At 62.8% G+C, this 24,931-nt stretch carries 22 protein-coding genes, 4 tRNA genes and 1 pseudogene; 14 read left to right on the plus strand and 13 right to left on the minus strand.

What is annotated here, in order from left to right; genetic code table 11:
- Positions 1 to 7: 7 nt before the first annotated feature.
- Positions 8 to 1,573 (plus strand): SpoVR family protein, encoded by a 1,566-nt coding sequence (locus MKZ40_RS11530; RefSeq protein WP_254627129.1) that lies wholly within the window; start codon positions 8 to 10, stop codon positions 1,571 to 1,573.
- 177 nt (positions 1,574 to 1,750) lie between these two features.
- Here the strand turns inward: MKZ40_RS11530 and MKZ40_RS11535 are convergent, their stop codons facing one another.
- Positions 1,751 to 2,068, minus strand: a complete 318-nt coding sequence (locus MKZ40_RS11535; protein ID WP_175089995.1) for a high-potential iron-sulfur protein — start codon at positions 2,066 to 2,068, stop codon at positions 1,751 to 1,753.
- Between the two features lie 448 nt (positions 2,069 to 2,516).
- Here MKZ40_RS11535 and MKZ40_RS11540 point away from each other — a divergent pair, with 448 nt between their 5' ends.
- Positions 2,517 to 3,383 (plus strand): DNA/RNA non-specific endonuclease, encoded by an 867-nt coding sequence (locus MKZ40_RS11540; RefSeq protein WP_254627112.1) that lies wholly within the window; start codon positions 2,517 to 2,519, stop codon positions 3,381 to 3,383.
- Between the two features lie 297 nt (positions 3,384 to 3,680).
- On the opposite strand, the gene MKZ40_RS11545 is transcribed toward MKZ40_RS11540, so the two are convergent.
- The 4 genes from MKZ40_RS11545 to MKZ40_RS11560 all read right to left on the minus strand — a co-directional run bounded on the left by MKZ40_RS11545 (position 3,681) and on the right by MKZ40_RS11560 (position 4,293).
- Positions 3,681 to 3,767 (minus strand) — tRNA-Leu (locus MKZ40_RS11545).
- A 100-nt stretch (positions 3,768 to 3,867) separates the two neighbouring features.
- A tRNA-Leu gene (locus MKZ40_RS11550) sits at positions 3,868 to 3,954 on the minus strand.
- Positions 3,955 to 3,996: 42 nt separating this feature from the next.
- Positions 3,997 to 4,083, minus strand: a tRNA-Leu gene (locus MKZ40_RS11555).
- 123 nt (positions 4,084 to 4,206) lie between these two features.
- Positions 4,207 to 4,293 (minus strand) — tRNA-Leu (locus MKZ40_RS11560).
- A 339-nt stretch (positions 4,294 to 4,632) separates the two neighbouring features.
- Between MKZ40_RS11560 and rnr the strand changes: the two genes are divergently transcribed.
- The 11 genes and pseudogenes from rnr (at position 4,633) to MKZ40_RS11615 (ending at position 15,392) form a co-directional block, all read left to right on the plus strand.
- A complete protein-coding gene (gene rnr / locus MKZ40_RS11565; RefSeq protein WP_175089993.1) occupies positions 4,633 to 7,344 on the plus strand; it encodes a ribonuclease R in 2,712 nt (903 codons plus the stop codon).
- A gap of 170 nt (positions 7,345 to 7,514) precedes the next feature.
- A complete protein-coding gene (gene rlmB, locus MKZ40_RS11570) occupies positions 7,515 to 8,426 on the plus strand; it encodes a 23S rRNA (guanosine(2251)-2'-O)-methyltransferase RlmB (protein WP_175089991.1) in 912 nt (303 codons plus the stop codon).
- Between the two features lie 305 nt (positions 8,427 to 8,731).
- Positions 8,732 to 9,112 (plus strand): 30S ribosomal protein S6, encoded by a 381-nt coding sequence (gene rpsF, locus MKZ40_RS11575; protein WP_043334756.1) that lies wholly within the window; start codon positions 8,732 to 8,734, stop codon positions 9,110 to 9,112.
- A 26-nt stretch (positions 9,113 to 9,138) separates the two neighbouring features.
- Positions 9,139 to 9,366 carry a 30S ribosomal protein S18 gene (gene rpsR / locus MKZ40_RS11580; RefSeq protein WP_024952281.1) on the plus strand — a complete coding sequence of 76 codons (228 nt, stop codon included), beginning with the start codon at positions 9,139 to 9,141 and terminating at the stop codon, positions 9,364 to 9,366.
- Positions 9,367 to 9,378: 12 nt separating this feature from the next.
- The gene (locus MKZ40_RS11585; protein WP_175090073.1) at positions 9,379 to 10,233 is read left to right on the plus strand and encodes a hypothetical protein; all 855 of its coding nucleotides are present in this window, start codon (positions 9,379 to 9,381) and stop codon (positions 10,231 to 10,233) included.
- 12 nt (positions 10,234 to 10,245) lie between these two features.
- Complete coding sequence (gene rplI / locus MKZ40_RS11590; protein WP_175089989.1) at positions 10,246 to 10,692, plus strand: 50S ribosomal protein L9; 447 nt, start codon at positions 10,246 to 10,248, stop codon at positions 10,690 to 10,692.
- A gap of 286 nt (positions 10,693 to 10,978) precedes the next feature.
- The gene (dnaB, locus tag MKZ40_RS11595) at positions 10,979 to 12,367 is read left to right on the plus strand and encodes a replicative DNA helicase (RefSeq protein WP_175089987.1); all 1,389 of its coding nucleotides are present in this window, start codon (positions 10,979 to 10,981) and stop codon (positions 12,365 to 12,367) included.
- A gap of 86 nt (positions 12,368 to 12,453) precedes the next feature.
- Positions 12,454 to 12,741: a hypothetical protein gene (locus MKZ40_RS11600; RefSeq protein ID WP_043334752.1), complete on the plus strand. Its 288-nt coding sequence runs from the start codon at positions 12,454 to 12,456 to the stop codon at positions 12,739 to 12,741.
- Between the two features lie 213 nt (positions 12,742 to 12,954).
- Positions 12,955 to 13,692, plus strand: a pseudogene (locus tag MKZ40_RS11605) (EAL domain-containing protein); the annotation flags it as partial.
- A gap of 614 nt (positions 13,693 to 14,306) precedes the next feature.
- On the plus strand, positions 14,307 to 14,816 hold the full coding sequence (locus tag MKZ40_RS11610; RefSeq protein WP_282627886.1) for a GGDEF domain-containing protein: 510 nt from the start codon (positions 14,307 to 14,309) through the stop codon (positions 14,814 to 14,816).
- Positions 14,817 to 15,035: 219 nt separating this feature from the next.
- Entirely contained in the window at positions 15,036 to 15,392 is a 357-nt protein-coding gene (locus MKZ40_RS11615; protein WP_254627111.1) for a DUF6482 family protein, read from the plus strand.
- Between the two features lie 16 nt (positions 15,393 to 15,408).
- On the opposite strand, the gene MKZ40_RS11620 is transcribed toward MKZ40_RS11615, so the two are convergent.
- Positions 15,409 to 15,795: a DUF393 domain-containing protein gene (locus MKZ40_RS11620; protein WP_054555274.1), complete on the minus strand. Its 387-nt coding sequence runs from the start codon at positions 15,793 to 15,795 to the stop codon at positions 15,409 to 15,411.
- The gene (locus MKZ40_RS11625) at positions 15,792 to 17,474 is read right to left on the minus strand and encodes a cryptochrome/photolyase family protein (protein WP_282627887.1); all 1,683 of its coding nucleotides are present in this window, start codon (positions 17,472 to 17,474) and stop codon (positions 15,792 to 15,794) included. The genes MKZ40_RS11620 and MKZ40_RS11625 overlap by 4 nt, the downstream gene beginning before the upstream one ends.
- 196 nt (positions 17,475 to 17,670) lie before the next feature.
- Between MKZ40_RS11625 and hemH the strand changes: the two genes are divergently transcribed.
- Positions 17,671 to 18,660, plus strand: a complete 990-nt coding sequence (hemH, locus tag MKZ40_RS11630; protein WP_054555275.1) for a ferrochelatase — start codon at positions 17,671 to 17,673, stop codon at positions 18,658 to 18,660.
- A gap of 202 nt (positions 18,661 to 18,862) precedes the next feature.
- On the opposite strand, the gene MKZ40_RS11635 is transcribed toward hemH, so the two are convergent.
- Genes MKZ40_RS11635 through MKZ40_RS11660 form a run of 6 tightly spaced genes read right to left on the minus strand, consistent with a single transcriptional unit; the run spans position 18,863 to position 24,732 of the window.
- Complete coding sequence (locus tag MKZ40_RS11635; RefSeq protein ID WP_175089984.1) at positions 18,863 to 19,264, minus strand: Na+/H+ antiporter subunit G; 402 nt, start codon at positions 19,262 to 19,264, stop codon at positions 18,863 to 18,865.
- Between the two features lie 18 nt (positions 19,265 to 19,282).
- A complete protein-coding gene (locus MKZ40_RS11640; RefSeq protein ID WP_175089982.1) occupies positions 19,283 to 19,552 on the minus strand; it encodes a K+/H+ antiporter subunit F in 270 nt (89 codons plus the stop codon).
- Positions 19,546 to 20,046: a Na+/H+ antiporter subunit E gene (locus MKZ40_RS11645; RefSeq protein WP_043334742.1), complete on the minus strand. Its 501-nt coding sequence runs from the start codon at positions 20,044 to 20,046 to the stop codon at positions 19,546 to 19,548. The genes MKZ40_RS11640 and MKZ40_RS11645 overlap by 7 nt, the downstream gene beginning before the upstream one ends.
- Positions 20,043 to 21,584 (minus strand): monovalent cation/H+ antiporter subunit D, encoded by a 1,542-nt coding sequence (locus MKZ40_RS11650; protein ID WP_175089980.1) that lies wholly within the window; start codon positions 21,582 to 21,584, stop codon positions 20,043 to 20,045. Before MKZ40_RS11650 ends, MKZ40_RS11645 begins: the two co-directional genes overlap by 4 nt.
- Positions 21,584 to 21,940 (minus strand): Na+/H+ antiporter subunit C, encoded by a 357-nt coding sequence (locus tag MKZ40_RS11655; RefSeq protein ID WP_166019703.1) that lies wholly within the window; start codon positions 21,938 to 21,940, stop codon positions 21,584 to 21,586. Before MKZ40_RS11655 ends, MKZ40_RS11650 begins: the two co-directional genes overlap by 1 nt.
- Positions 21,940 to 24,732 carry a monovalent cation/H+ antiporter subunit A gene (locus MKZ40_RS11660; RefSeq protein WP_175089978.1) on the minus strand — a complete coding sequence of 931 codons (2,793 nt, stop codon included), beginning with the start codon at positions 24,730 to 24,732 and terminating at the stop codon, positions 21,940 to 21,942. The genes MKZ40_RS11655 and MKZ40_RS11660 overlap by 1 nt, the downstream gene beginning before the upstream one ends.
- Between the last annotated feature and the right edge of the window lie 199 nt (positions 24,733 to 24,931).

Consider the following 24,931-nt stretch of genomic DNA (forward strand, 5'->3'; position numbering starts at 1 on the left):
TGACCGAATGGGCAAGCACATCGATAGCCGGTTCGAAGATACCCAACCGGCCAGCGGGTCGGATTGGACCTTCGAATTGCTCGAGCATTTCGAAAGCGAGATCGCGCGCATCGCCGCGCAGTACCATCTGGATATCTACCCCAACCAGATCGAGGTGATCACGTCCGAGCAGATGATGGATGCCTACGCCAGTATCGGCATGCCGGTCGGCTACCATCACTGGTCGTTCGGCAAGCAGTTCCTGTCGGTGGAGCAGGCGTATCGGCGAGGGCAGATGGGGCTGGCCTACGAGCTGGTGATCAACTCCGATCCGTGCATCGCCTATCTGATGGAAGAGAACACCCTGATGATGCAGATTCTGGTCATGGCACATGCCTGCTATGGCCACAACAGCTTCTTCAAGGGCAATTATCTGTTCCGCACCTGGACCGATGCCTCGGCGATCATCGACTACCTCGTCTTCGCGCGGAAATACGTATCCGAGTGCGAGGAGCGTCATGGCGTGGACGCCGTCGAGCAGCTGCTCGATGCCTGCCATGCTCTGCAGAACTATGGCGTGGATCGCTACAAGCGTCCATCGGCCATCTCGCCGGAAGAGGAGGTCCAGCGTCAGCAGGAGCGTGAGGCCTATCTGCAGGCCCAGGTGAATGCGCTTTGGACCACGATTCCCCAGGCGGGCGAAGAGGATGAGGTGGTCGATGAGGTCAATGATCCTCTCGGTCTGCATCGTCGCGGCCGCTATCCGCCGGAACCGCAGGAGAACCTGCTCTATTTCATCGAGAAGAATGCCCCGTTGCTGGAGCCCTGGCAGCGCGAGCTGGTACGTATCGTGCGCAAGCTGGCGCAGTACTTCTACCCGCAGCGCCAGACGCAGGTGATGAACGAGGGCTGGGCGTGTTTCTGGCACTACACCATCATGAATCAGCTCTACGATGAGGGGTTGATCGGCGAGGGCGTGATCCTCGAGTTCCTGCAGTCGCATACCTCGGTGGTGCAGCAGCCCGGCTTCGATCACCCGCATTACAACGGCATCAATCCCTATGCGCTGGGCTTCGCGATGTTCACCGATATCAAGCGTATCTGTGAGCACCCCGACGATGAGGATCGTGAGTGGTTCCCGGATATCGCCGGCAGCGACTGGCTGGAAACGGTGCACTTCGCGATGCGCAACTTCAAGGATGAGTCCTTCATCCAGCAATTCCTGTCGCCCAAGGTGATCCGGGATCTCAAGCTGTTCTCGCTGGTCGATGATGACAGCGATGAGCATCTCGTCATTGACGCCATTCACGACAGTCGTGGTTACAAGCGCATTCGTGAGGCGCTGTGCGTGCAGTACGCGCTGAGCCACCGTGAGCCGAATATCCAGGTGTGGGCCGCCAACATTCGCGGGGATCGCTCGCTGACCCTGCGCCATGTGCAGGATGATCGGCGCCCGCTGGCGCGCAGCGTCTACCCCGTGATGCGCTATCTGCATCAGCTGTGGGGCTTTCCTGTCCATCTGGAGTCGATGGAGAACGATGAGGTGGCAAGGCGCTACCAGTGGCCACTGCCGGAGGACGCCAATCCCGGCTGACAGGGCTTCAGGTGATGCTCATGGCGGGTCGAGTAGGTGTCGAGGGATGCCAGCCCTGATCGGCGCGCAATCGGCATAAGGCAGGCATGAAAAAACCGCCGTGAGGACACCCTCGCGGCGGTTTTCTTGTTTCAGTGGGCTCTAGTGCTCACAGCCAGAGGGTTCCGGTTGAGCATCTCAGGCCGGGCGCTTGGTCCAGGACTGACACCAGCCCTTCGGCTCGACGCTATGGCTTGGGAAAAGCTGGCAGCCTTCGTTCTCGGGCTTGTAGAACATGCAGTTGGCGCAGTCCGAGCCCGGCTTGAAGGCAGGGTGGTCCTCGGCTTCACTGGCGACTTCCACGTAGTTGAGCGCCTTGGCTTGTGGGTTGGAGGTATCCAGTCGCGGCAGGTCGGCGGCAAGGGCGCGGGGGGAGAGCATGGTGGCGCCCAGCGGCAGGGCAGCAAGCCCCAGCAGGCTGTTGCGCATGAAGTTACGGCGGCTCTGATTGGCCATGGTCGGATTCCTTCTCATCAATGGAGCACAACCGTCGGGATGTGCTGCGGTCACGGCTCGCCTGTCAGGAGGCGCTTGCATGTCAATCGTTGCAGTGTCGCGGGTGCCACCGGTGCCTTGAGGGGCACTCTGTGTGGCATTGCTGGCCGCTTGCTGACATTCATGGATGCAGGTGGCATGCCAGATGCTGAACGTGTGGTCAGGTTCTGCGCCATCAGTGTTCGGGCAGACTTGTCAGGAGGTCTCTGCTTGCCGATGGTGCATCAAGCGGGTGCTACCTGCTTATTGTGGCTTGAGTTGGGGCAACCGTCAGCCTCGCTGGCATAACTCTGGCATGATGGAAGCCACGCAGTAGCGTGAATGACATCGCTGTGGCCCGCGAGCCATGGCGAAATGATGAATGCATGCCTTGCCGAGGTAACTGCAACGACAAGAAGGAAATGGCGGGATGCTGGATGTGATGGATGATATTCGCTCGGCCGGCCGCAAGCTGTGGCGAGGCTTCGGGGTCAGCGTGGTGTTTGCTTTGGTGGGAGGTGGGCTCTGGTGGTGGCAGGAGCGCGACTACCAGCAGTTCTACGTCTGGCAGGGCGTGCCGCAGGCGCGTGCACTGGATTGGAAGACGCTGGCGCGCGGCTTGCGCAGCGACGCCTATCTGGTGGGCTGGTCTGATCTGCGTGCCAACCCGTTATGGGTGACATGGCGACTCGAGAATACCCAGGGGTCGCGGCTGGGGGAGCGTCCTGACGAGTTCGAGCGCGACTGGCGCTCACTGTGGCCCGTCACGCCGGATAGCTATCGCAACAGTGGCTATGACCGTGGGCATCTGGCGCCCAACTACGCCATCGGCAAGATCTACGGCGTCAAGGCGCAGCATCAGACCTTCCGCATGACGAATATCTCGCCACAGACACCGGCACTCAATCGCAAGCTCTGGCAACGGCTGGAAGCCGCCATCATGGACAGCATCCTGCCGCGTGAAGGCGCGCTATGGATCACGGCAGGACCGGTCTTCAGCGGCAGTATCGAGCGGCTGCCCAATCTGATCGAGATTCCCGATGCCTTCTACAAGATCATCATCTCGCCCGGTTCGGGCCGGCAGGCACCGCGTGCGCTGGCATTTCTCCTTCCGCAGCAGGTGAGGGGAGATGAGCCGCTGGATCGCTTTCTGGTCAGCATCGACCGCATCGAGTCTCTGACAGGGCTGGACTTCTTCCATGAGCTTCCCGATGACGTCGAGCAGCGCCTCGAGGCGCAAGTCGTGCGCGATGGCTGGCAGGTGGACAGTTTCAGTCGTACGCCATCACGTTATTGAGCGCACAGGGAGAGGCAGGTGACATAGGAGCCTATCAGCGCCAAGCCAAGGTCCGACAGAACCAGGTCTGACGAGAAGAGGGCGGCTGAAAAGAGTTATCCACAGCGCCAGGCATGGCAACGGGTGTGGACAAGTTGCGCATGAGGAGGGCGGTATTATCGTCGGGGCATGCGAAAGACAACGCAGGGCGCTGTGGGGCTGGGCAAAACAAGAGGGTGAGGCAATCAGGGTATTGCGAGGGGGAGTATCGCGATGTGAGCAGCAGGCGCTGCGAAGATGCATCGGATATCAACTTGATGGTGCCCAGAAGAGGACTTGAACCTCCACGTCCATAAGGACACTAGCACCTGAAGCTAGCGCGTCTACCAATTCCGCCATCTGGGCATCAAGTTGTGTGCTGAAGCCTCAAGAGCTGAGTCTTGCAGCTGAACGAGCATGAGATCCTTGGTAGTGGATGCCATGTTCCCTGTTCGAGTGCGCATCGTGGTGCCCAGAAGAGGACTTGAACCTCCACATCCTTACGGATACTAGCACCTGAAGCTAGCGCGTCTACCAATTCCGCCATCTGGGCGAAGCGCGATACAGGGGTCGTTCGTTGTGAGTCTGACGTCCGTGGTGCCCAGGAGAGGACTTGAACCTCCACGTCCATAAGGACACTAGCACCTGAAGCTAGCGCGTCTACCAATTCCGCCACCTGGGCAGACATCAGAACTCGTTTCGGTCCGCAGACCCGGATCAGCAGTCAAGTTATTGAAACTTAAATGCTTTACCCGTTTTCTGGTATTCATCTTAACGTGTGTCACGCCAACATGAAACCTGAAATTGGTGCCCAGAAGAGGACTTGAACCTCCACGTCCATACGGACACTAGCACCTGAAGCTAGCGCGTCTACCAATTCCGCCATCTGGGCAAGTGGTGCCGAATAATACGGATGTACTGAGGGAATGCAAGCTTTTTCTTTCATGCCTGCTGATCTAGCCGCAGAAAGCCTCTCTCGCTTCATGAGGATAGACAGAGGGCAGAGAGAGGACAGACAGATGAAGCTCATCGATTGGCGAGCTTTCAGACTTGAGAGTCAGGCCTCGGGGCGCCATTGAGAGCACTGAATGGCCCCTCCGCCGTGATGAGTGGCGGGGAATGGTTGGGTCGGCCCAAGGGTAGAGGCTATAATGCGCGGATGAGAGACAACCTGTCATTCCGTGCCGCGATCGCTGCCCGTCTCGAATTCATCGTCAAGGAATCCTGATTAATGACCCAATGGACGCTCAGCGACGACCCGCACGCGGAACGCGAAGCCCATAAGTACGACAAGCCCATCCCCAGCCGAGAGTTCTTGCTCGACAAGCTGGAAGAGTATGGCAAGCCCATTACCCACGAGAACATGAGCCGCATGCTCGGTTTCGAGGACGAGGAGCAGCAGGAAGCTGTGCGTCGTCGTCTCAATGCCATGGAGCGTGACGGTCAGGTGCTGCGCAATCGTCGCGGCGCCTATGCCCTGATCGACAAGCTGGACCTGATCCGTGGCCGCATCGTCGGTCACCGTGACGGCTTCGGCTTCTTGGCGCGCGAAGATGGCGTCAAGCCGGACCTCGCCGTGCCGCCGCGCCAGATGCGTCGCGTCTTCCATGGCGATCAGGTGCTGGCGCGCGTCAGCGGCCGTGACCGTCGTGGCCGTGACGAGATCACCATCGTCGAGGTATTGGCGCGCAACACCCAGACCCTGGTCGGCATCTATCGTCAGTCCGAGCCGGACTTCGGTGTGCTGATTCCCGAGAACTCGCGCATCGCGCAGGAAGTCATCATCCCCAACCGCGTGGCCAATGGAGCCAAGGACGGCCAGGTGGTGTCCGTGCGCATCACTCAGCAGCCCGCTACACGCGTTCAGCCGGTGGGTGAAGTGGTCGAGGTGCTCGGTGAGCGCATGGACCCGGGCATGGAAATCGATATCGCGATCCGCTCCCACGATATCCCCAGTGAATTCCCGCTGGAAGTCGAAGACCAGATCTCGACCATCTCCGCCGAGGTGCTGGAAGAAGACAAGAAGGGTCGCATCGACCTGCGCGAGACACCGCTGGTCACCATCGATGGCGAAGACGCAAAGGACTTCGATGACGCCGTCTGTGCCTGGCAGGACGACAGCGGCAACTGGAAGCTGCTGGTCGCCATCGCCGATGTCTCCCACTATGTGCGTGGCGGCAGTCCGCTGGATCAGGAAGCCTACGTGCGCGGCAACTCGGTGTATTTCCCGGGGCAGGTCGTGCCGATGCTGCCGGAACTGCTCTCCAACGGTCTGTGCTCGCTCAACCCGCATGTCGATCGTCTGACACTGGTCTGTGAGCTGACCATCTCCGCCGGCAGTGGCGAGATGCTCGACTACCGCTTCTTCGAAGCCGTGATTCGCTCGCATGCACGCCTGACCTACGAGAAGGTCGGCACCATGCTGACCGACCCGGAAAGTGAGGAAGGTCAGGCACTGTGCCAGCAGTACAATGAGCTGCTGCCGTCGCTGCACAACCTGCATGCGCTGTACGGTGTGCTGCGCAAGGCGCGTGACAAGCGTGGTGCCATCGACTTCGAGACCACCGAGACGCAGATCCTGTTCAACGATGAGCGCAAGATCGAGCAGATCGTGCCGCGTACCCGCAACGATGCGCACAAGCTGATCGAGGAGTGCATGCTGGCGGCCAACGTCGCCACGGCACGCTTCCTGGATGAGCACGATCTCCCGGCCCTCTATCGTGTCCACAAGCAGCCGGCACCGGAGCGTCTGAACAACCTGCGTGCCTTCCTGGGCGAGCTGGGTCTGACGCTGGAAGGTGGTGACGAGCCGGCACCCAAGGACTTCCAGGCACTGCGTGCCTCGATCGCCGAGCGTCCGGACCTCGACATCATCCAGACCGTGATGCTGCGCAGCATGACCCAGGCGGTCTACTCGCCGCAGAACGAAGGTCACTTCGGTCTGGCCTACGATGCCTATGCGCACTTCACCTCGCCGATCCGTCGTTATCCGGATCTGCTGGTGCACCGTGCGATTCGCTCCGTCATCCGTGGCCCGCGCAAGACCGACACCGTGCTGCGCGCTGAAGACGCCGTGACCGAGCGCCCGACCAAGTGGTGCCCGTACACCTTCGAGCAGATGCTCGAGCTGGGTGAGCACTGCTCGATGACCGAGCGCCGCGCCGATGAGGCGACGCGTGACGTCAACGACTGGCTCAAGTGCGAGTTCATGAAGGACAAGGTCGGCGAAGTGCTGGAAGGCACCGTCGCGGCGGTCACCCAGTTCGGCCTGTTCGTGCGTCTGGATGCCTACTACGTCGAGGGCCTGCTGCACATCTCCTCGCTGCCGTCCGACTACTATCACTACGAGGCCGAGAAGCACCGCCTCAAGGGTGAGCGTGCCGGCGTCAGCTATGGTCTCGGCGATGGCGTCACCGTCCAGGTGGCCCGTGTCGACATGGATGAGCGCAAGATCGACTTCATGCTCAGCGACCCGACGCCGCGTCCCAAGCGCAAGCCGCGCAAGTCGCGCAGCAGCGAGCGAGAGGGTGACAAGTCATCTGCGGCCAAGAGCAGCTCACCTACCGGCAAGGAGTCCTCTTCCAAGGGACGCCCCGGCAAGCGTGAACGCGAGCGTCTCAAGTCCCTGACTGAAGAAGTCAGCCAGGAGGGCAATGGCAGCGCGGCGGCGGCCGAAAAACCGGCAGGTGAGCGTCCGCCGCGCAAACCGCGCGGTGAGCGCAATGACCGCTCAGGCCGTGGAGAGCGCAAGCCGTCTGCTGGCAATGAGCGTGAGTCTGCGCCTGAAGCGCCGGCGGCAGCGCGTCCGGCCGTGCCGAGTGGCCCGGAAGCAGCCGACAGTCCGTTCGCGCCGGTGGCACCGATGGGTGCCGCAGGCAAGGACGATCCGTCGCGCAAGCGGGGTTCGCGCTCGCGCGGGCGTCGCGGTAACGGCCGTAGCTGATCTCGGCTCGGCTCCTCGCGCGTCATTGCAATTGCATCAGCCCCGGCTCCGGTCGGGGCTGATGCGTTGGGCAGTCGTCAGACTGCACGATTTCAAGGCTGTCGCGTCGGCGGCAGCTCAGTTTCCGTCAATGTGACAGGGCCCGTCGGGTCATCAGTCAGGAAGGCACAATGAGTCAGGACAAGGGGCGCAAGCCCGGCCGCGGCAAGCCCGCCGGCGAGCGTGCTAGCCACGCCAGAAGTGAGCATTCCCGAGGCGAGCGCAGCGGCGCTCAGCGTCATGAGCGTGGCGGGGCGCGCAAGGGGGGTGCTCGCGCCGCCGCGCCGAAGATTCCCGGTGGGCTGGAAGCCGTCTATGGCGTGCACGCCGTGGAAGCCTTGCTGGCACGAGATCGTGCACCCAGCGAGCTATGGGTGCAGGCGGGCGAGGCCGAGCTGCGCCTGAGCGAGATCATCGAGCAGGCGCGTGCCGCCGGCTCGCGCGTCACCCTCAAGGGGCGCGAGGAGCTGGATGCACTGGCCGTCGGCGGTGGTGCCCATCAGGGGCTGGTCGCGCTGTGCGCGCCACTGGCCACCGAGAACGAGACCGGCCTCAAGCTGCGTCTTGATGGTTGGTCCCACGAAGAAGCTCCGCTGTTTCTGGTGCTGGACTCCGTCACGGATCCGCACAACCTCGGTGCCTGCCTGCGCAGCGCCGATGCCGCGGGCGCCCATGGCGTCATCGTGCCCAAGGACAAGTCGGCTTCCCTGAACGCGACCGTGCGCAAGGTGGCCTGTGGGGCTGCGGAAGTGGTGCCGGTCTATCAGGTCACCAATCTGTCCCGCACGCTGGACGCCATGAAGGAAGCCGGTGTCTGGGTGCTGGGTACGGCGGGGGAAGCCGAATCCATGGCCTTCGAAGCCGACTTCACCGGCCCGGTCGCCATCGTGATGGGTGCCGAGGGCAAGGGCATGCGCCGTCTGACCCGCGAGCACTGCGACAGCCTGATCAAGTTGCCGATGGCGGGCAGCGTCTCCAGCCTCAATGTCTCGGTTGCCGCGGGCATCTGCCTGTTCGAGGCCGTGCGTCAGCGCCGCGGCTGAGGCAATTGTCGGCAGGGGATAGGCAGGCAGGGCAGAGGCAAGAGAGGCAAGAGAAAGGCGGCCGGCGGAACGGGGCTGGCTGTCTTTTACGGGCCGCTTGCCAAGCCCTTGACTCCTCTCTACAATACTGCGGTTCTGTGAAGTGCAGTCTGCAGTGAATGCGCGGCATGGGGGCACCTGTCCTCGCCCGCGCGCGTCTTTCGTGGCCTTCGGGTCTGAATGGCACAACCGTAGTAATCACTCCACTCCTTGCTTCCCGGCCCGAGACGCGCTGTGGGGGCTGTCAAACCGAAAGGAGCCAAGCCATGCGTCACTACGAGATCGTGTTCATGGTCCACCCGGACCAGAGCGAACAGGTTCCGGCCATGATCGAGCGTTACACCTCCATCGTGACCGAAGCCGGCGGTACTGTGCATCGTCTGGAAGATTGGGGTCGCCGTCACCTGGCCTACCCGATCAACAAGATCCACAAGGCCCACTACGTGCTGATGAACGTCGAAACTACCGGTGAGGTGGTTGAAGAACTCGAAACCATCTTCCGTTTCAACGACGCCGTCATCCGTAACCTGGTTGTGCGTTCAAAGGAAGCGGCCATCGAGCCGTCTCCGATGATGAAGCCGGCTGAAGAGAAGCGTCCGCGTCGCGAAGACAAGCGTGACGAATCCGAAGCTCAAGACGCTAACTGATACCGCACCCCCAGGAGGTCATTGCAATGGCACGTTTTTTCCGTCGTCGCAAGTTCTGCCGCTTCACCGCTGAAGGCGTGAAGCAGATCGACTACAAGGACATCGAAGTCCTGAAGTCTTACATCACCGAGACCGGCAAGATCGTCCCGAGCCGTATCACTGGCACCAAGGCACGCTACCAGCGTCAGCTGGCGACTGCCATCAAGCGTGCTCGCTACCTGGCTCTGCTGCCGTACAGCGACAGCCACCAGTAAGGCGACACCATGATGCTGGCACTGGCACGCTGGGCCATGCGCGGCCCCCTGCAATGCATCGCGATTGCATTGCTGACGGGAATCGTGCCCTGGTTCTTCTGGTTCAGTGCCGCCATCAGTGCGCTGGTCACGCTTCGGCGTGGCCTTGCGCCTGCCGCACCCGTAGTCATCGCCGCTGCCGTTCCGGCTGGTTGGTGGTGGGTACAAGGCGATCCGGTGCCTCTGGCAACCGTATTGCTGGTCACCCTGATGGCAACCCTGTTGCGCGCTCGCGTGCGATGGGGTGAGGCGCTGATAGGCGCCAGCCTGACGGCGGCACTGATGGTGCAGTCCGGGATATTCCTGCCACCAGGCGGAGCCGGTCCACTGCTTGAGAGCATTCGCGAGAATGCCCCTGAGCTCGACGCACGCTTGAACGACTTTGCCGCTCAAGGTGTACCGACTGAACAGCTCGCAGGGCTGGTCATCGGTGGTATTACCGGGTTGGTAGTCCTGCTGGCCGCCACGGGCTGTCTGGCCCTGGCGCGTAGTTGGCAGTCCGGGCTCTACAATCCGGGTGGGTTTCGCCGCGAATTCCATGCCTTTCGGCTGAGTTTGCCCGAAATCCTGATACTGGCAGCCTGCGGGATCATTGGCGTACTGCTCAATGTGCCTGCAGTGCTCCTGCTGATCTGGATACCGCTGCTGGTGGCGGGCATTGCCCTGGTACATGGTTACATCGGGTTAAAGGGGATGAGCGGGTTATGGCTCGTCGGCGTCTATTTCATGATGCTGGCCACCTGGCCCACGATTCTGATTTTGCTGCTGTTGGCGCTTGTGGACGTCTTTGCGGATTTTCGCGCACGTCTCGCCGGCAGTCATCGATAAGAGGTTTACGAGATGCAAGTCATTCTGCTCGACAAGATTGGCAAGCTGGGTAACCTGGGTGACCAGGTTTCCGTCAAGGCTGGCTTCGGTCGCAACTACCTGCTGCCGTACGGCCTGGCAGTTCCGGCCACTGCTGAAAACCAGGCAGCTTTCGAAGCTCAGCGCGCTGAGCTGGAAGCACAGGTTGCAGAGCGCAAGGCCGAAGCTGAAGCGCGTGCCGCTCAGCTGAACGAAATCGAACTGTCCCTGGTCGCCAAGGCTGGCGATGAAGGCAAGCTGTTCGGTTCCATCGGTCCGCGCGATCTGGCCGAAGCTATCGCCCAGTCTGGCATCGACGTCGCCAAGAGCGAAGTCCGCATGCCGGAAGGCCCGCTGCGCAACACTGGCGAATACGACATCGTGCTGCAGCTGCACGCTGAAGTGACTGCCACTGTCCGTGTGGTCGTGGTCGGCGAGTAATCGCTGATTTGCAGTGGCTGGCCGGTGATCCGGTGTAGCGACTGCTGCGGTACCCAAGCCGCCTTTGCATCCTTGATGCGAAGGCGGTTTTTTCATGGGCACGATTTGTCATCGGCATGGCATTTGCCTTGTCGTCGGCGAGGCGATGACGCACAAAATCCGGTAGAATGCCTGCCCTCGTCAGGAAGAGGCTTCGGCGTGGGCGCGGCGGTTGGCAGGCTTGCGTCAATGCGTGAAACTAGAAGCCCCCGCGGGCATGTCAGTCATCAGCAGGAGTCAGTCAGGCATGAGCGAGATTCAGGATCAGGATCGCGAGACGGCAGCGCTCAAGGTGCCGCCCAATTCGCTGGAAGCCGAGCAATCGGTGCTTGGCGGCTTGATGCTGGACAACAGCGCCTGGGATACGGTTTCCGAGCGTCTGGTGGCCGACGACTTCTATCGCTATGAGCATCGTCTCATCTACAACGCCATGTCTCAGCTGGTCGGCGGCAGCCGCCCGTTGGATGTGGTGACGCTGTCCGAGCTGCTGGAAAGTCGTGATCAACTCGAGTCGGTCGGCGGGCTGGCGACCCTCGCCGAGCTCGCGCGCAATACGCCTTCGGCCAGCAACATCAAGGCCTATGCCGACATCGTTCGCGAGCGCGCCACGCTGCGCAAGCTCATCCAGGCGGCCAACCAGATCGCCGAGAGCTCCTTCAGTCCGCAGGGCCGTGATGCCGATGAGCTGGTCAACGAGGCCGAGCGCCTGGTGTTCCAGATCAGCGAGTCGCGGCCCAAGAGCGGCGGCCCCAAGGGCATGAGCCAGCTGCTGACCGGCGCGGTGGACCGCATCGATGAGCTGTTCAACCTCAAGGGCCAGATGACGGGCCTGTCGACGGGTTTCCGTGATCTCGATGACATGACCTCCGGTCTGCAGCCGTCGGATCTGGTGATCATTGCCGGGCGTCCCTCTATGGGCAAGACCACCTTCGCCATGAATCTGGTCGAACATGCCGTGGTCTCCGGCGACAAGCCGGTCGCCGTGTTTTCGATGGAGATGCCCGCCGAATCGCTGATGTTGCGCATGATCTCCTCGTTGGGCCGCATCGATCAGACCAAGGTGCGTACCGGTCAGCTGGAAGACGAGGATTGGCCGCGTCTGACCTCGGCGGTCAACCTGCTCAAGGACAAGCAGCTGTTCGTCGATGACACCGCAGCGCTATCGCCCAACGAGATGCGCTCGCGCTGTCGACGCATGGCGCGTGAGCACGGCGGTATCGGTCTGATCATGATCGATTACCTTCAGCTGATGCAGGTGCCGGGGCTTTCCGAGAACCGTACCGCCGAGATCTCCGAGATCTCGCGCTCGCTGAAGGGCCTGGCCAAGGAATTCGACTGCCCGGTGGTGGCGCTCTCACAGCTGAACCGCTCGCTTGAGCAGCGCCCCAACAAGCGCCCGGTGATGTCGGATCTGCGTGAATCCGGCGCCATCGAGCAGGATGCCGATGTCATCGCCTTCGTCTACCGTGATGAGGTTTACAACAAGGACAATCCCGACAACAAGGGGCTGGCCGAGCTGATCATCGGCAAGCAGCGTAACGGCCCCATCGGTACCGTTCACATGGCCTTCATCGGCAAGTACACCCGTTTCGAGGACCTGGCACCCGACAGTTATGGCCAGGCCTTCGCTGAATAACGTGATGCGTACGCGCGTCAATCATGTACCCGGGCGGCGGCATCGCCGTTGCCTCGCAAGACCCGCACTGACGGGGAGGAGATAGCATGGCAGGTGGATTTGGGCGCGGACGCGCACGTACCCCCAAGCTGCAGGGCCGCGGTACGCTGGAGAGCCTGGAGCGTGAAGGGCCCTTCAAGGAATGGCTGGGCATGCCGGACCTCTACCGCTTCACGCTGGTCGTGGAGGGTGAGAGCTACAGCTACCAGACCGAAGACAGCGAAGTGCCGGTAGTGGCTGGCGACATGGTCGTCTTCCGTTACAAGGAGACCAAGGCGGGCAAGTGGATCGACCGCAACTCCCTCGGCAAGGCCATCGACCCCAACTCGCTGTAAGCGTCGCTCTGGCGCATGAGAATCACGCCATGCCGGCTGCCAGGCCGGCATGGCGTGATCCTGTTTTGATCGAGATAGTCGGTACATCGAGATAGTCGACACCTCGAGTGAGTCGTTCTGGCGTCTGGCATCCCTTCTGCCGGATGAGGCGTCTCATGCGCCGCGCGGCACCTTTGTCACCCCTCTGTCATATCAGCATGTTCAGATTCTGACATGCTCCCATCCCCGCCCCTGCAAGCCGCTCATGGCCAGCCAGCCGTCGAATCCTGTCATGCACTGGAGACGTTGCTGCGTCTGCGCCAGGTGAGCATGCATTTCCAGCCCATCGTGTCGTCCAATGGCCGAGAGGTCTTCGCCTATGAGGCGTTGGCGCGCGGAAGTGCGGCAGGGCCACTGGCCTCACCGCTGGCAATGTTTTCGGTGGCGCGCGAACACGGCCGACTGGTGGAACTCGACAGCCTGTGTCGCGAACGTGCGCTCGAGCAGTGGTCGACGCTGGGTTTGACGGAGCGGCTGTTCATCAACGTGTCTCCCGATGTGCTGCTGGATGGCGCTCACTCGTCCGGCCTGACGAGACGCCTGCTGCGGCGCTTCGGCCTGCGTCCGCATCAGGTGGTGATCGAGTTGACCGAGCAGACGCCGGGGCTGGATTCGGCGCTGATGCGGGAAGCCGTCAGCCATTACCAATCGATGGGCTTCGCCATTGCGCTCGATGATCTCGGGGAGGGCTATGCCAGCCTCAAGCTGTGGTCGTCGGTGCAGCCGGATTTCGTCAAGATCGACCGTCACTTCATCAGTGGCATCCATGCCGACCCGCTCAAGCGGCGCTTCGTGCGCTCGATCATCGATATCGCCCACGGCAGTGGCAGTCAGGTGATCGCCGAGGGCGTCGAGCATGAGGCGGAAATGGAGTGCGTGCGACAGCTGGGGGCCGACTACCTGCAAGGCTGGTTGTTCGCGCCGGCCGAGGCCGACCCACGCGGCCAGCGCGCCGCGCTCGACCGGCATCTGCGCCGACTGAGTCGCAGGCTGCATCACCGCCCGCCGCCTGGCCGCAGCATCGGCAGTCTGGCGCGCGCCGTGGCGCCTGTGCAGCAGGATGTCACCGTCAATGAGGTCGCCCAGCGTCTACATGCCGAGCAGGAGGTGATGTCACTGGCCGTGGTGGACGAGCAGCAACGTCCAGTGGGTCTGATCATTCGCCATCGCCTGCTGGGGCTGCTGAGCCAGCGCTTCGGGCCGGAACTGCATGCGCGTCGCTTGATCCACGAGGTCATGCAGACCAGCCCACTGCGCGTCGAGGCGGATGAGATGCTGGAGCGCGTCTCGGCCAAGGTGACCGGCCGCGAAGGCAGCGATCGCGATGAGGACTTCATCATCACGCGAGGCGGGCGTTATCAGGGGTTGGGGCGCACCCTGGATCTGCTGCGCATCATCACGGAGCTGCAGGTGGCCAGCGCCGAGGAGGCCAACCCACTGACGCGCCTGCCGGGCAACGGGCCGATCGAGCGTCAGTTGCTCGAGTGCGTGGCTGGCGAGGCTGCGGGAATAGGTGAGGGGCGGGTGTGGACAGCGGTGCGCGCAGTGCCGAGTGGGCGGCGATCTATCTGGATCTCGACAACTTCAAGCCCTTCAATGACCGCTTCGGCCACGCGCAGGGTGACCGCATGTTGCTGGCACTGGCGACGGTATTGCGCGATGCGCTGCAGGAGGGGGACTTTCTCGGCCATGTCGGCGGCGATGATTTCGTGATGACGCTGTGCATGACCGAATCTCACCGGGCACTGCGCCTGACAGCGCTCGAGCAACGCCTGGCCGGCCTGCAGTCGGCATTTCAGCATGCGGTCGCCAGCCTGTATCCGGCCGATGTGCTGGCAGCGGGGGGCTTTCAGGGGCACGACCGCTTCGGTACCACGCGCTTCTTCCCGCTGACGCGACTGTCACTGGTGGCGCTGCATGGTCTTGCCGGGTGCGAGACGACCCGGATCTCCGCGCGCTGGAGCGAGCTCAAGAGCGAGGCCAAGGCGCGGGACTCCGGGCGGGTCATCGAGGCGTGTGCATCGCCGGTGCATTGATCTCTGCCTGCGAGTCACTCAATCGTCATCCGCCTGCCCCATGACTGTCATCGCTGGCCATCAGTCTGGCGTGAAGTCTTGAAGTTTTCCCTGAAGCGTCTGTCGGGCTGCTGTGGCATCTGATTCGCTCAGCACCTGTTTTCACGGGCTATCCTTGTACCACGTCGTCGTCTTGCGGCCTTGCCATGCGCAGCCCCCTGGATGCGCAGGAGTCCTTACATGTCCAGAACCACCAGCATCTTTACGCCGTCCGCCATCTTTACCAGTAATCTACAGTCACTGATGGCCGAATATCCGGCGTTGGAGGCGCGCGTGATCAGTCATGCCGCCAGTCGTTTCTATCAGGTTCAGCTGGTGCTGGAAGCCGCCGGCGAGGAAGGGGAGGAGCGCAGTGAGCTGCTGATGAAGCGCGGCAAGCCGATGCTGTTCCGCTCGCTGGAGGATGTCTACAGCGAGCTCAAGCGGGGCGGGATGTCACGGGCGTGGCTGGTCTCGCAGGTTGCCAATGACGAGATGATCGGACGCCCGCCGCAGTACCATCAACCCTTGAGCTCGCGTATCCCGCTGAGCTTCTGAGCCCGCGCCTCCTGGCTCAGGTGTGCTTTTGAGGCACCCAGCGGCCAATGCGCTCGCGATGGCGGGCGAAGAAGCGGTAACTCAAGTCCATCAGCGGGCGCAGGCCCGGCAGCAGCGACAGACGCACCAGGCGCCGATAGCCGAGTACCGCATAGAGTGCTCGGCTGGCATCCATGCCGACATACCACTCCCCGCGTGCGTCCTGCACATGCAGGCGGCCCATCATCGTCTCGAAGCTCAAGCCCAGCGCCTGAGGCGAGAAATCTGGTGCACGGATATCCACCGTTCTGACCCGCTCCCGCCCGGGATGCCTGGCCAGCCAGGCGACCTCGCGCTGGCACAGGGGACACTTGCCATCGTGATAGAGCGTGACCGGTGCGCTGGCTTGCCAGATGCGACTCATGGGGATTCCTTGTCGGTCGTGAGACTGGAGGGCGCTGCGTAGTAACCGGCGCGATGGGCATCACTGCCATAGTCCACTGCGCTGTCGAGGCGAGCCAGAAAGGCGTCGGCCTGTTGCAGCAGGGCTTCGCGCTTGTCGTCCTTCATGCGTCGCCAGCTGCCGTAGACCAGTGACATACGCGGATTGCGTGACAATGCCTCGCGATGGCGCTCGATGAAGTGCCAGTAGAGGCTGTTGAACGGGCAGGCATGCGTGCCGGTGACCTTCTTCGGCGAGTACTGGCACCTGTCGCAGTGATTGGACATGCGGTCGATGTACTTGCCCGAGGCACAGTAAGGCTTGGAGCCCATCAGGCCACCATCGGCATGCAGCACCATGCCCAGCGTATTGGGCAGCTCGACCCACTCACAGGCGTCCACATAGACTGCCAGATACCAGTCGCATAGCGCCTCGGGCTTCACGCCGCACAGCAGCGCGAAGTTGCCCGTGACCATCAGGCGGCGAATATGGTGGGCGTAGGCATGCTCGCGGGTGCTGGCGATGGCCTGATCCAGACAGCGCATGCCGCTATCCCCCGTCCAGAAGAATTCCGGCAGGTTGCGGCTGGCTTCCAGCCGGTTCTCGCGCTTGTAGCCGGGCATGCGTGTCCAGTAGATGCCGCGCACATATTCACGCCAGCCGAGTATCTGACGAATGAATCCTTCCGCCGAGTTGATCGGTACATCGCCGCGCCGCCAGGCAGCGTCCACGGCGTTGCAGACCTCCTGCGGGCTCAAGAGTCCGATATTGAGCGCGGCGGACAGACGTGAATGGAACAGGAAGGGGTCGCTGTCCTCGATGGCATCCTGATAGCGGCCGAAGTCTGCCAGGCAGTGATCGAGAAAATGCGTGAGGTCAGAGCGGGCCTGGGCGCGGGTGACGGCCCAATTGAAGTTCTCGAGGCTGCCGAAGTGGCGATCCTTGTCACTGGCCTGTTCCCCGAAGCGCGCCGCGACCAGCGCCAGCACCTCGCGAGTGGTCGCATCTTCGTGATGGGCATGCACCGGTGGTGGCGGGGCATGGAAGTCGTCTGGAATCGGTTCGCGGTTGTCGTGGTCGTGATTGAACTCGCCGCCGGCGGGTTCGTTGCCTTCCATCAGCAGGTCGGTGTCACGGCGTTGTTCGCGATAGAAGTATTCCATGCGCAGTTGCTTGCGGCCCTCGGCCCAGTCGGCGAATGCTGCCGGCGTGGTGAAGAAGCGCGTGTCCTCGAGGACTTCCCAGCGCACGCTGCCGGCTTCGCGTCGCGCCATGAAGTCGTCCAGCAGACGCCACTCACCGGGGCGGGTCACCAGCACGCCATCACACTGATACAGGGCGGCCAGACGCTCTGCCTCGCTGGTTAGACGCTGGAGGTTATCCGGGGCCTCCAGTCGGCTTTCATGTACCTGCCAGCCACATTCCCTGAGTTCCTGGGCGTGATGGCGCATCGCGGCCAGCATCATCGCGATCTTGTGCGGGTGGTGCGGTACGTAGCGGCCTTCCTCCTCGACCTCGCAGAAGGCGATCACGCTGTCGGCTGGCGCCTGCTTGAGGCTTGCCAGCTCATGGCTGAGCTGGTCGCCGAGAATCAGCACCAGTGGCCGCGCAAAGTCATGACGCGTCGCCAGACGCAGAATAGCGGGGATGGGATCGGGCACGAGGCCTCCGGAGGGGTTGTGACAATAATTGTCTTAAAGCTATACAAATCGTGATGATAGTATAACTTCATCCCTCACGCACAGGGCGAGCTGGTAATATGGCTGCGCTGTCGGTGAAGTTTGCTGCGTTGTCGGTGAAAGTGGATACGCTGCCGCTTTATCTCTCTTCTTGCCCTTAGTCAGGAGTCCATCATCCATGAGTACCCCGCGTTTTGGCGTCATGCTGGTCAATCTCGGCACCCCCGATGCCCCGACCCCCAAGGCGGTGCGCCGTTACCTCGCGGAGTTTCTCGGTGATGTGCGCGTGATCGACCTGCCGCGTCTGCTCTGGCTGCCGATTCTGCATGGCCTGGTGTTGACGACGCGTCCCAAGAAGGTGGCCGAGGCCTACGCCTCGGTGTGGACGGAAGACGGCTCACCATTGATGGCGATCGGCAAGCGTCAGCGCGCCGCGCTGGAAGCACGCCTGGCCGAGTCACTGGGCGAGGATATTCCCGTCGAGCTGGCGATGACCTACGGCAAGCCGACCATGGAAGAGGTGGGGCGCAAGCTCGCCAGCCGCGGTGCCGACCGCATGCTGATCCTGCCGCTCTATCCGCAGTTCTCGCGCACGACCACCGCCGCGGTCTTCGATCGCCTGGCGCGTGCGCTCAAGCCGTGCCCGCATCTGCCGGAGCTGCGTTTCGTGCGCGACTATCACGATCATCCGGATTACATCGCGGCGCTGGCCACCAGCGTGCGTGAGCACTGGGAGAAGGAAGGCCGGCGGGGCAAGCGCCTGCTGATGAGCTATCACGGCATTCCCAAGCGCTATGCCACCGCAGGTGACCCCTACCCGACGCAATGCGAGCGAACCAGCCAGTTGCTGGCCGAGGCGCTGGGGCTTGGTGACGATGAATGGGCGATGACCTATCAGTCACGTTTCGGCAAGGCCGAGTGGCTCAAACCGTACACCGATGAAACGCTCAAGGCGTGGGGCGGTGAAGGGCTGGAAAGCGTCGATGTCATCTCGCCGGCCTTCGCGGCTGACTGTCTCGAGACGCTGGAAGAGCTGGAGGAAGAGAACCGCGGCTACTTCACCGAATCCGGTGGTGGCGACTTCCGCTACATTCCGGCGCTCAATGATCGCAGTGATCATATCGATCTGCTCGAGGCGCTGTGTCGCCAGCATACTCAGGGCTGGTAACCAGCAGGCCCGTCAGACTTCCATAGCCTGAGAAATGAAAACGCCCCACCAGTCATCACTGGTGGGGCGTTTTCATGTTGCTTGTCTGTTGTTCGTGAATCTGCTCCTGCGAATCAGCGCTCGTGGCTCAGAGCCAGGAGGGTGATAGCCTGTCTGGCGAGACCCGAGACCCGAGACCCGAGACCCGAGACCCGAGACCCGATCACGGCAGGCGGGATTCGCTGGCCTCGGCGTTGACCTCGTCCGGCTCCTCGGCGACTTCAAGTCGCTCCGGCACGTTGCGTGTGCGCTTGTCCGCCACCAGCTTCTGGTGCAGCGCCGCCTTGGACAGCAGATGAGCAGTCACGGGGGCGGTGATGAACAGGAAGATGGACACCAGCATTTCCTGGAAGCTGAAGTGGCCGGTGGTGGCGCGGAAATAGATCATCGACGCCATCAGCACGCAGCCGACCCCCAGCGTGGTGGTCTTGCTGGGGCCGTGCAGGCGCATGTAGAAGTCCTTCAGGTGCGTCAGTCCCAGAGAGCCGATGAAGGCAAACAGGCCGCCGGCAACCAGGAAGAAGGCGATCACGCCTTCGAGGACAGGATAGAACCAGGTGGGCATGGGGAATCTCCGCTCAGGTCATTCGATGATGTCGCCGCGCAGCAGGTACTTGCAGACTGCCACGGTGCTGACGAAACCGAGCATGGCGATCAACAGCGCCGCCTCGAAGTAGGACTTGCTGTTGAGCTGGATGCCGAACAGCACGATCAGGGCGATGGAGTTCACGTACATGGTGTCCACCGCCAGAATGCGGTCCGGCAGGTCCGGCCCGATGGCGAGCCGGAAGACATTGAGCATCAGCGAGGCGGCGAACAGCGCGATGCTGATCCACAGGGCGATGTCTAGCATTCGAAGATCTCCTTGAGCGGACGCTCGTAGCGCTGGCGGATCTCGTCGATCAACTCCTGCTCATCCTCGACATCCAGTGCGTGGATGATCAGGTGGCGACCATCCAGCGTCAGATAGGCCGAGACCGTCCCCGGCGTCAGCGTGATGGTGCTCGACAGCAGGGTGATCGGGAATTTCTCCTCAAGCTCCAGCGGATAGCGTACGAAGGCCGGACGGAACTTGGCGCGCGGATTGAGGATCAGGTAGGACACCTGCAGGTTGGCGATGATGATGTCCATGATCACGCGCAGGAAGTAGCTGATCAGCCGCCAGGGCTTCTGGAGGTCGGGCTGCGGCTCCCAGAAGCGGTAGGTCAGGATGGGAATCGCGATGGCCAGCACTGCTCCGAGCAGAATCTGTCCGGGCGCGACGCTGTTCTGCAGCATCAGCCAGACGATCAGCAGCAGCACCGACAGCATCGGCGTGGGCAAGAGACGGGAACGAGGCTTGATCATGAGACATCTCCCTTCAGCGGCGGTGCGGTTTCAGGGGCCGCGTCCTTGCCGAGCAAGGATTCAAGATAGGGGGCCGGGTTGGACAGCTGCTCGGCGGTGGCCTTGGTCCAGTTCGACAGAGGCCCCGCGAGGATGACCAGCATCAGTGCGGCCGAGATCAGCCCGCCAGTGGCGATGCCGCGGGCCGCGCCGACTCGCTCGCCGCTGGGTTCGGCCTTGCTGGTGCGCCAGAACACGCTGGAGCCGGCGCGCGAGCAGGCGACCAGTGAGCACAGACCGGCCAGCAGCAGCAGCGGCCACAGCCAGATCTGTTGCTCCGGCGTCGCCGAGGCGAGAATCAGCGCCTTGCCGATGGCGCCCGAGAACGGCGGCAGCCCCGCGGCAGCGGCGGTACCGATCAGGAAGAGGCCGCCCAGCAGGCCTGCCTGCAGCAGCGGGCGCGAGCGCACGATGCGTGCCCCGGCCTTGCCGCGCTGAGCGGCGACCACGTCGACCAGCAGGAAGAGCCCGCCGGTGACCAGCGTCGAGTGGATCAGGTAGAACAGCAGGGCGCTGTCTGCCTCGATCGTGTTCATGCCCAGCGCCGTCAGCAGCGTGCCCACCGACACCATCACCAGATAGGCCACCAGGGTGCGCAGATCACGCGCCGAGAGCACGCCCAGCATCGCCACCACCAGGGTGGCGAGACCCGCCCACCACAGCCAGTCACGACCGAGGTCCGCCAGTGGGCCAGCATTGTCGGTGAAGATCAGCGAGTAGACGCGCAGGATGGAGTAGATGCCGACCTTGGTCATGATCGCGAACAGCGCCGCCACAGGTGCCGAAGCCGCGGCATAGGCGCGTGGCAGCCAGAAATACAGCGGCAGCATTGCCGCCTTGAGGCCGAACACCACCAGCAACAGCAGGCCACCGGCTTCCATCAGACCGGCCCGGCCCGGGTCCAGCGTGGTGACGATGACTGCCATGTCGGCCATGTTCAGGGTGCCGGTCACGCCGTACAGGATACCCAGCGCGATCAGGAAGAACGCCGAACCCATCAGGTTCAGCACCACATAGTGCAGCGCTGACAGCGTGCGTGCCTTGCTGCCGCCATGCAGCAGCAGGGCGTAGGAGGCGATCAACAGCACCTCGAAGAACACGAACAGGTTGAACAGGTCGCCGGTCAGGAAGGCGCCGTTGATGCCCATCAGCTGCAGCAGGAACAGACCATGGAAATTGGAGCCGGTCTCATCGATGCCCGCCGTGGCGTACAGACAGGCCAGCAGTCCCAGCAGCGAGCTGAGCAGCACCATGGTCGCCGACAGGCGGTCCAGCACCAGCACGATCCCGAACGGCGGCTGCCAGTCGCCCAGCGCGTAGTAGCGGATGGTGCCATCACCGGCCTGCACCACCAGCGCGATGGCGATGGCCACCATCAATGCCTGGACCACCAGGCTGACCGTGCGGCGCAGGGTCGGTGAAGTGGCACGACTCAGCAGCAGGCCCGCCCCCACCAGAAGCGGCAGGACAATCGGAAGGACAATCAGGTGTTGCAGCATCACTTGGTGTCCTCTTTCTCTTTCGAATCATCCAGGCGATTGCCGTTGACGTGGTCACTGCCCAGGTCGCCGCGCGCGCGCATCGCCAGAATGACCACGAAGGCCGTCATGGCGAAGCCGATCACGATGGCGGTCAGCACCAGCGCCTGGGGCAGGGGGTCTGCCGTGGGTGAACCTGAGCCGACCACGGCCGGTGTGCCGTGCATGGCCAGGCCGCCCATGGAGAACAGGAACAGGTTGACGGCGTAGGACAGCAGCGTCAGACCGACCACGACGGGGAAGGTGCGGCCGCGCAGGGTGAGGTAGACACCGCAGGCGGCCAGCAGGCCGGTGGTAGTGGCGTAGAGGGCTTCCATCACATCTTCTCCTTGGTCGGGCGATGCGGAGTCGTCAGCTTGCCCAGATTGGCGAGAATCATCAGGGTCGCACCGACCACGGTCAGGTAGACGCCGAGGTCGAACAGCAGCGCGGTGGCCAGCTCGATTTCCCCGATGACGGGCAGGGTGAAGTGGCCGAAGGAGGATGTCAGGAACGGATAGCCGAACACCCAGCTGCCGGCGCCGGTCAGGCCGGCTATCAACACCCCGGCTGCCGCGACGGGCTGATAGGGGAAGCGCAGCCAGCGCTGCGTCCAGTCCACGCCACGCGCGATGTAGAGCAGGATGATGGCGACTGCCGTCACCAGACCGGCGATGAAGCCGCCGCCCGGCGCATTGTGGCCACGCAGGAAGATGTAGACCGAGACCAGCAGTGCCAGCGGCAGCAGCGTCTGGGAGACGGTGGCCAGGATCATCGGATGGCGATCCGGCGACCAGCCACGGCCATCCAGGTCACTGGACGGCATGAACAGGCGCAGGCGGTTGAGCAGCTTGAAGATCGCCAGGCCCGCGATGCCCAGTACGGTGATCTCACCCAGCGTATCGAAGCCACGGAAGTCGACCAGAATCACGTTGACCACGTTATGGCCACCGCCACCGGAGACTGCATTGGCCATGAAAAAGTCGGAGATCGACTCCACCGGGCGGGTCAGGATGGCGAAGTTGAGGCTTGCCACCACTACGCCGAAGGCACTGGCCAGCAGCACGTCGCGCATGATGCGGCGCGCACTGGATTCCTTTGGCGTGCGCTGGGGCAGGAAGAACAGCGCCAGCATCAGCAGGATCATCGTCACCACCTCGACCGCCAGCTGGGTCAGTGCCAGGTCCGGCGCGGCGAAGCGGGCGAAGGCCAGCGAGGTCATCAGACCGACCACCGAGAGCATCAGCAACGAGATCAGACGCTTGCGGTGGGTGATCGCGGTGCCGAGACCGGCCAGGCCGGTGATCACGGCGCCGGTCAGCAGCATGCCGTCGAAGGGCTGTTGCTCAAGCTCCCCGCCCAGTCGCGGCACGGCCAGCAGGCCGATGCCGACGAACAGCAGCGCGGTCAGCAACAGCCACAGCATGTAGCGCTGCAGCGAGCCATTCTCGAAGCTGTCCATACTGCGCTCGGAAAGACTGACGAGGCGTTGCACGTTGGCCTCGAACACCAGCAGGGCGTTGCGCGCGCGGAACTGACGCTGGAAGGAATAGAGGTGGTGGCGCAGGGCATAGATGGCGACACCGCCCGCCAGCGCGATACCACTCATCAACAGCGGCAGATTGAAGCCGTGCCAGATGGCGAGACTGAAGTCCGGTACCGGCCCGGCCAGCACGCTGGCGGAGGCACTGACCAGCAGGTCCTTGATCACCAGCGACGGCAGGATACCGACCAGCAGACAGATCAGTACCAGCACTTCGATGGGCAGCTTCATGTAGCGCGGCGGCTCATGCGGGGTCTTGGGCAGGTCCTTCGGCTCGCCATTGAAGAAGACGTCGTGGATGAAGCGCAGCGAGTAGGCCACCGACAGGATGCCACCGAGGGTCGCCAGTGCCGGAATCAGCCACGACAGGCCACCCAGCAGCTGGGCATCGAGACTCTCGGCGAAGAACATCTCCTTGGACAGGAAGCCATTGAGCAGCGGCACACCGGCCATCGAGGCCGAGGCAACCATCGCCAGCACCGTGGTATGCGGCATGTAGCGATACAGGCCGTTGAGCTTGCGGATGTCACGCGTGCCGCACTCGTGATCGACGATGCCGGCAGCCATGAACAGCGAGGCCTTGAAGGTGGCGTGATTGATGATGTGCAGCAGACCCGCGACGGCGGCCATCTGGCTGTTGAAGCCGAACAGCAGCGTGATCAGGCCCAGGTGACTGATGGTCGAGAAGGCCAGCACGCCCTTGAGGTCCTGCTTCATCAGCGCGAACCAGGCGCCATACAGCAGGGTGGCCAGGCCGGTCAGGCTGACGATGTAGAACCACAGGTCGGAGCCCGCGAGCACCGGATGCATGCGCGCCAGCAGGAAGACACCGGCCTTGACCATGGTGGCGGAGTGCAGGAAGGCGGACACCGGTGTCGGTGCCGACATCGCGTGGGGCAGCCAGAACTGGAACGGGAACTGGGCCGACTTGGTGAAGGCGCCCAGCAGTACCAGCACCAGCGCGACCGGATAGAGCTCGTGGGAGCGGATCTGGTCCGCCGCGGCCAGCACGTCATCGAACTGGTAGCTGCCGACGATATGCCCGATGACCAGGATACCGGCCAGCAGTGCCAGGCCCCCGGCGCCGGTGACGGTCAGGGCCATGCGGGCACCCTTGCGCGCCTCGCTCAGCTGGTACCAGTAGCCGATCAGCAGGAAGGAGCTCAGGCTGGTCAGCTCCCAGAACACCCACATCAGCAGCAGGTTGTCTGCCATCACGATGCCGAGCATCGCGGTCATGAACAGCATCAGGAAGCTGTAGAGGCGTGCCAGTGAATCCTCGCCCGACAGGTAATAGCGGGAATAGAGGATGATCAGCAGGCCAATGCCGAGAATCAGCAGCACGAACAGCCCCGACAGACCATCGAAGCGCAGCGACAGATTGAGTCCCAGCTCCGTGATCCAGGGCAGATGGAACTGGGGCACCATGCCCGAGAAGACGTCCCCGAGGTGGAAGACGGCGATACCGAGTGCTAGGGCAGGTGCCACCGCGGTCAGCCAGGCAAGGCGTGCACGGGGCAGATTTCTGGCCATCAAGGGCACCAGGGCACCGAGTAACGGCAATAGCACGATCAACAGCAGGGTCATGGAAGACTCGCTCCAGTCGTTGTTGTAGTACGTAGTCCGTCATTCGTGGGCAGCGCAGACACAGGCTCAGGGCCGGACTGCCAGCTTCGAGATCGGGAGGCGGAGTTTCGGCCACTGGGTGCCGACAGAATAGGCGAGCGCACTGCAGGTTGCCGCGATGAAGTGCCGGACACACGAGACTCTGTCAGGAAGACGTTCT

Source organism: Cobetia sp. BMC6 (genome assembly GCF_029991385.1).
Lineage (GTDB): Bacteria > Pseudomonadota > Gammaproteobacteria > Pseudomonadales > Halomonadaceae > Cobetia.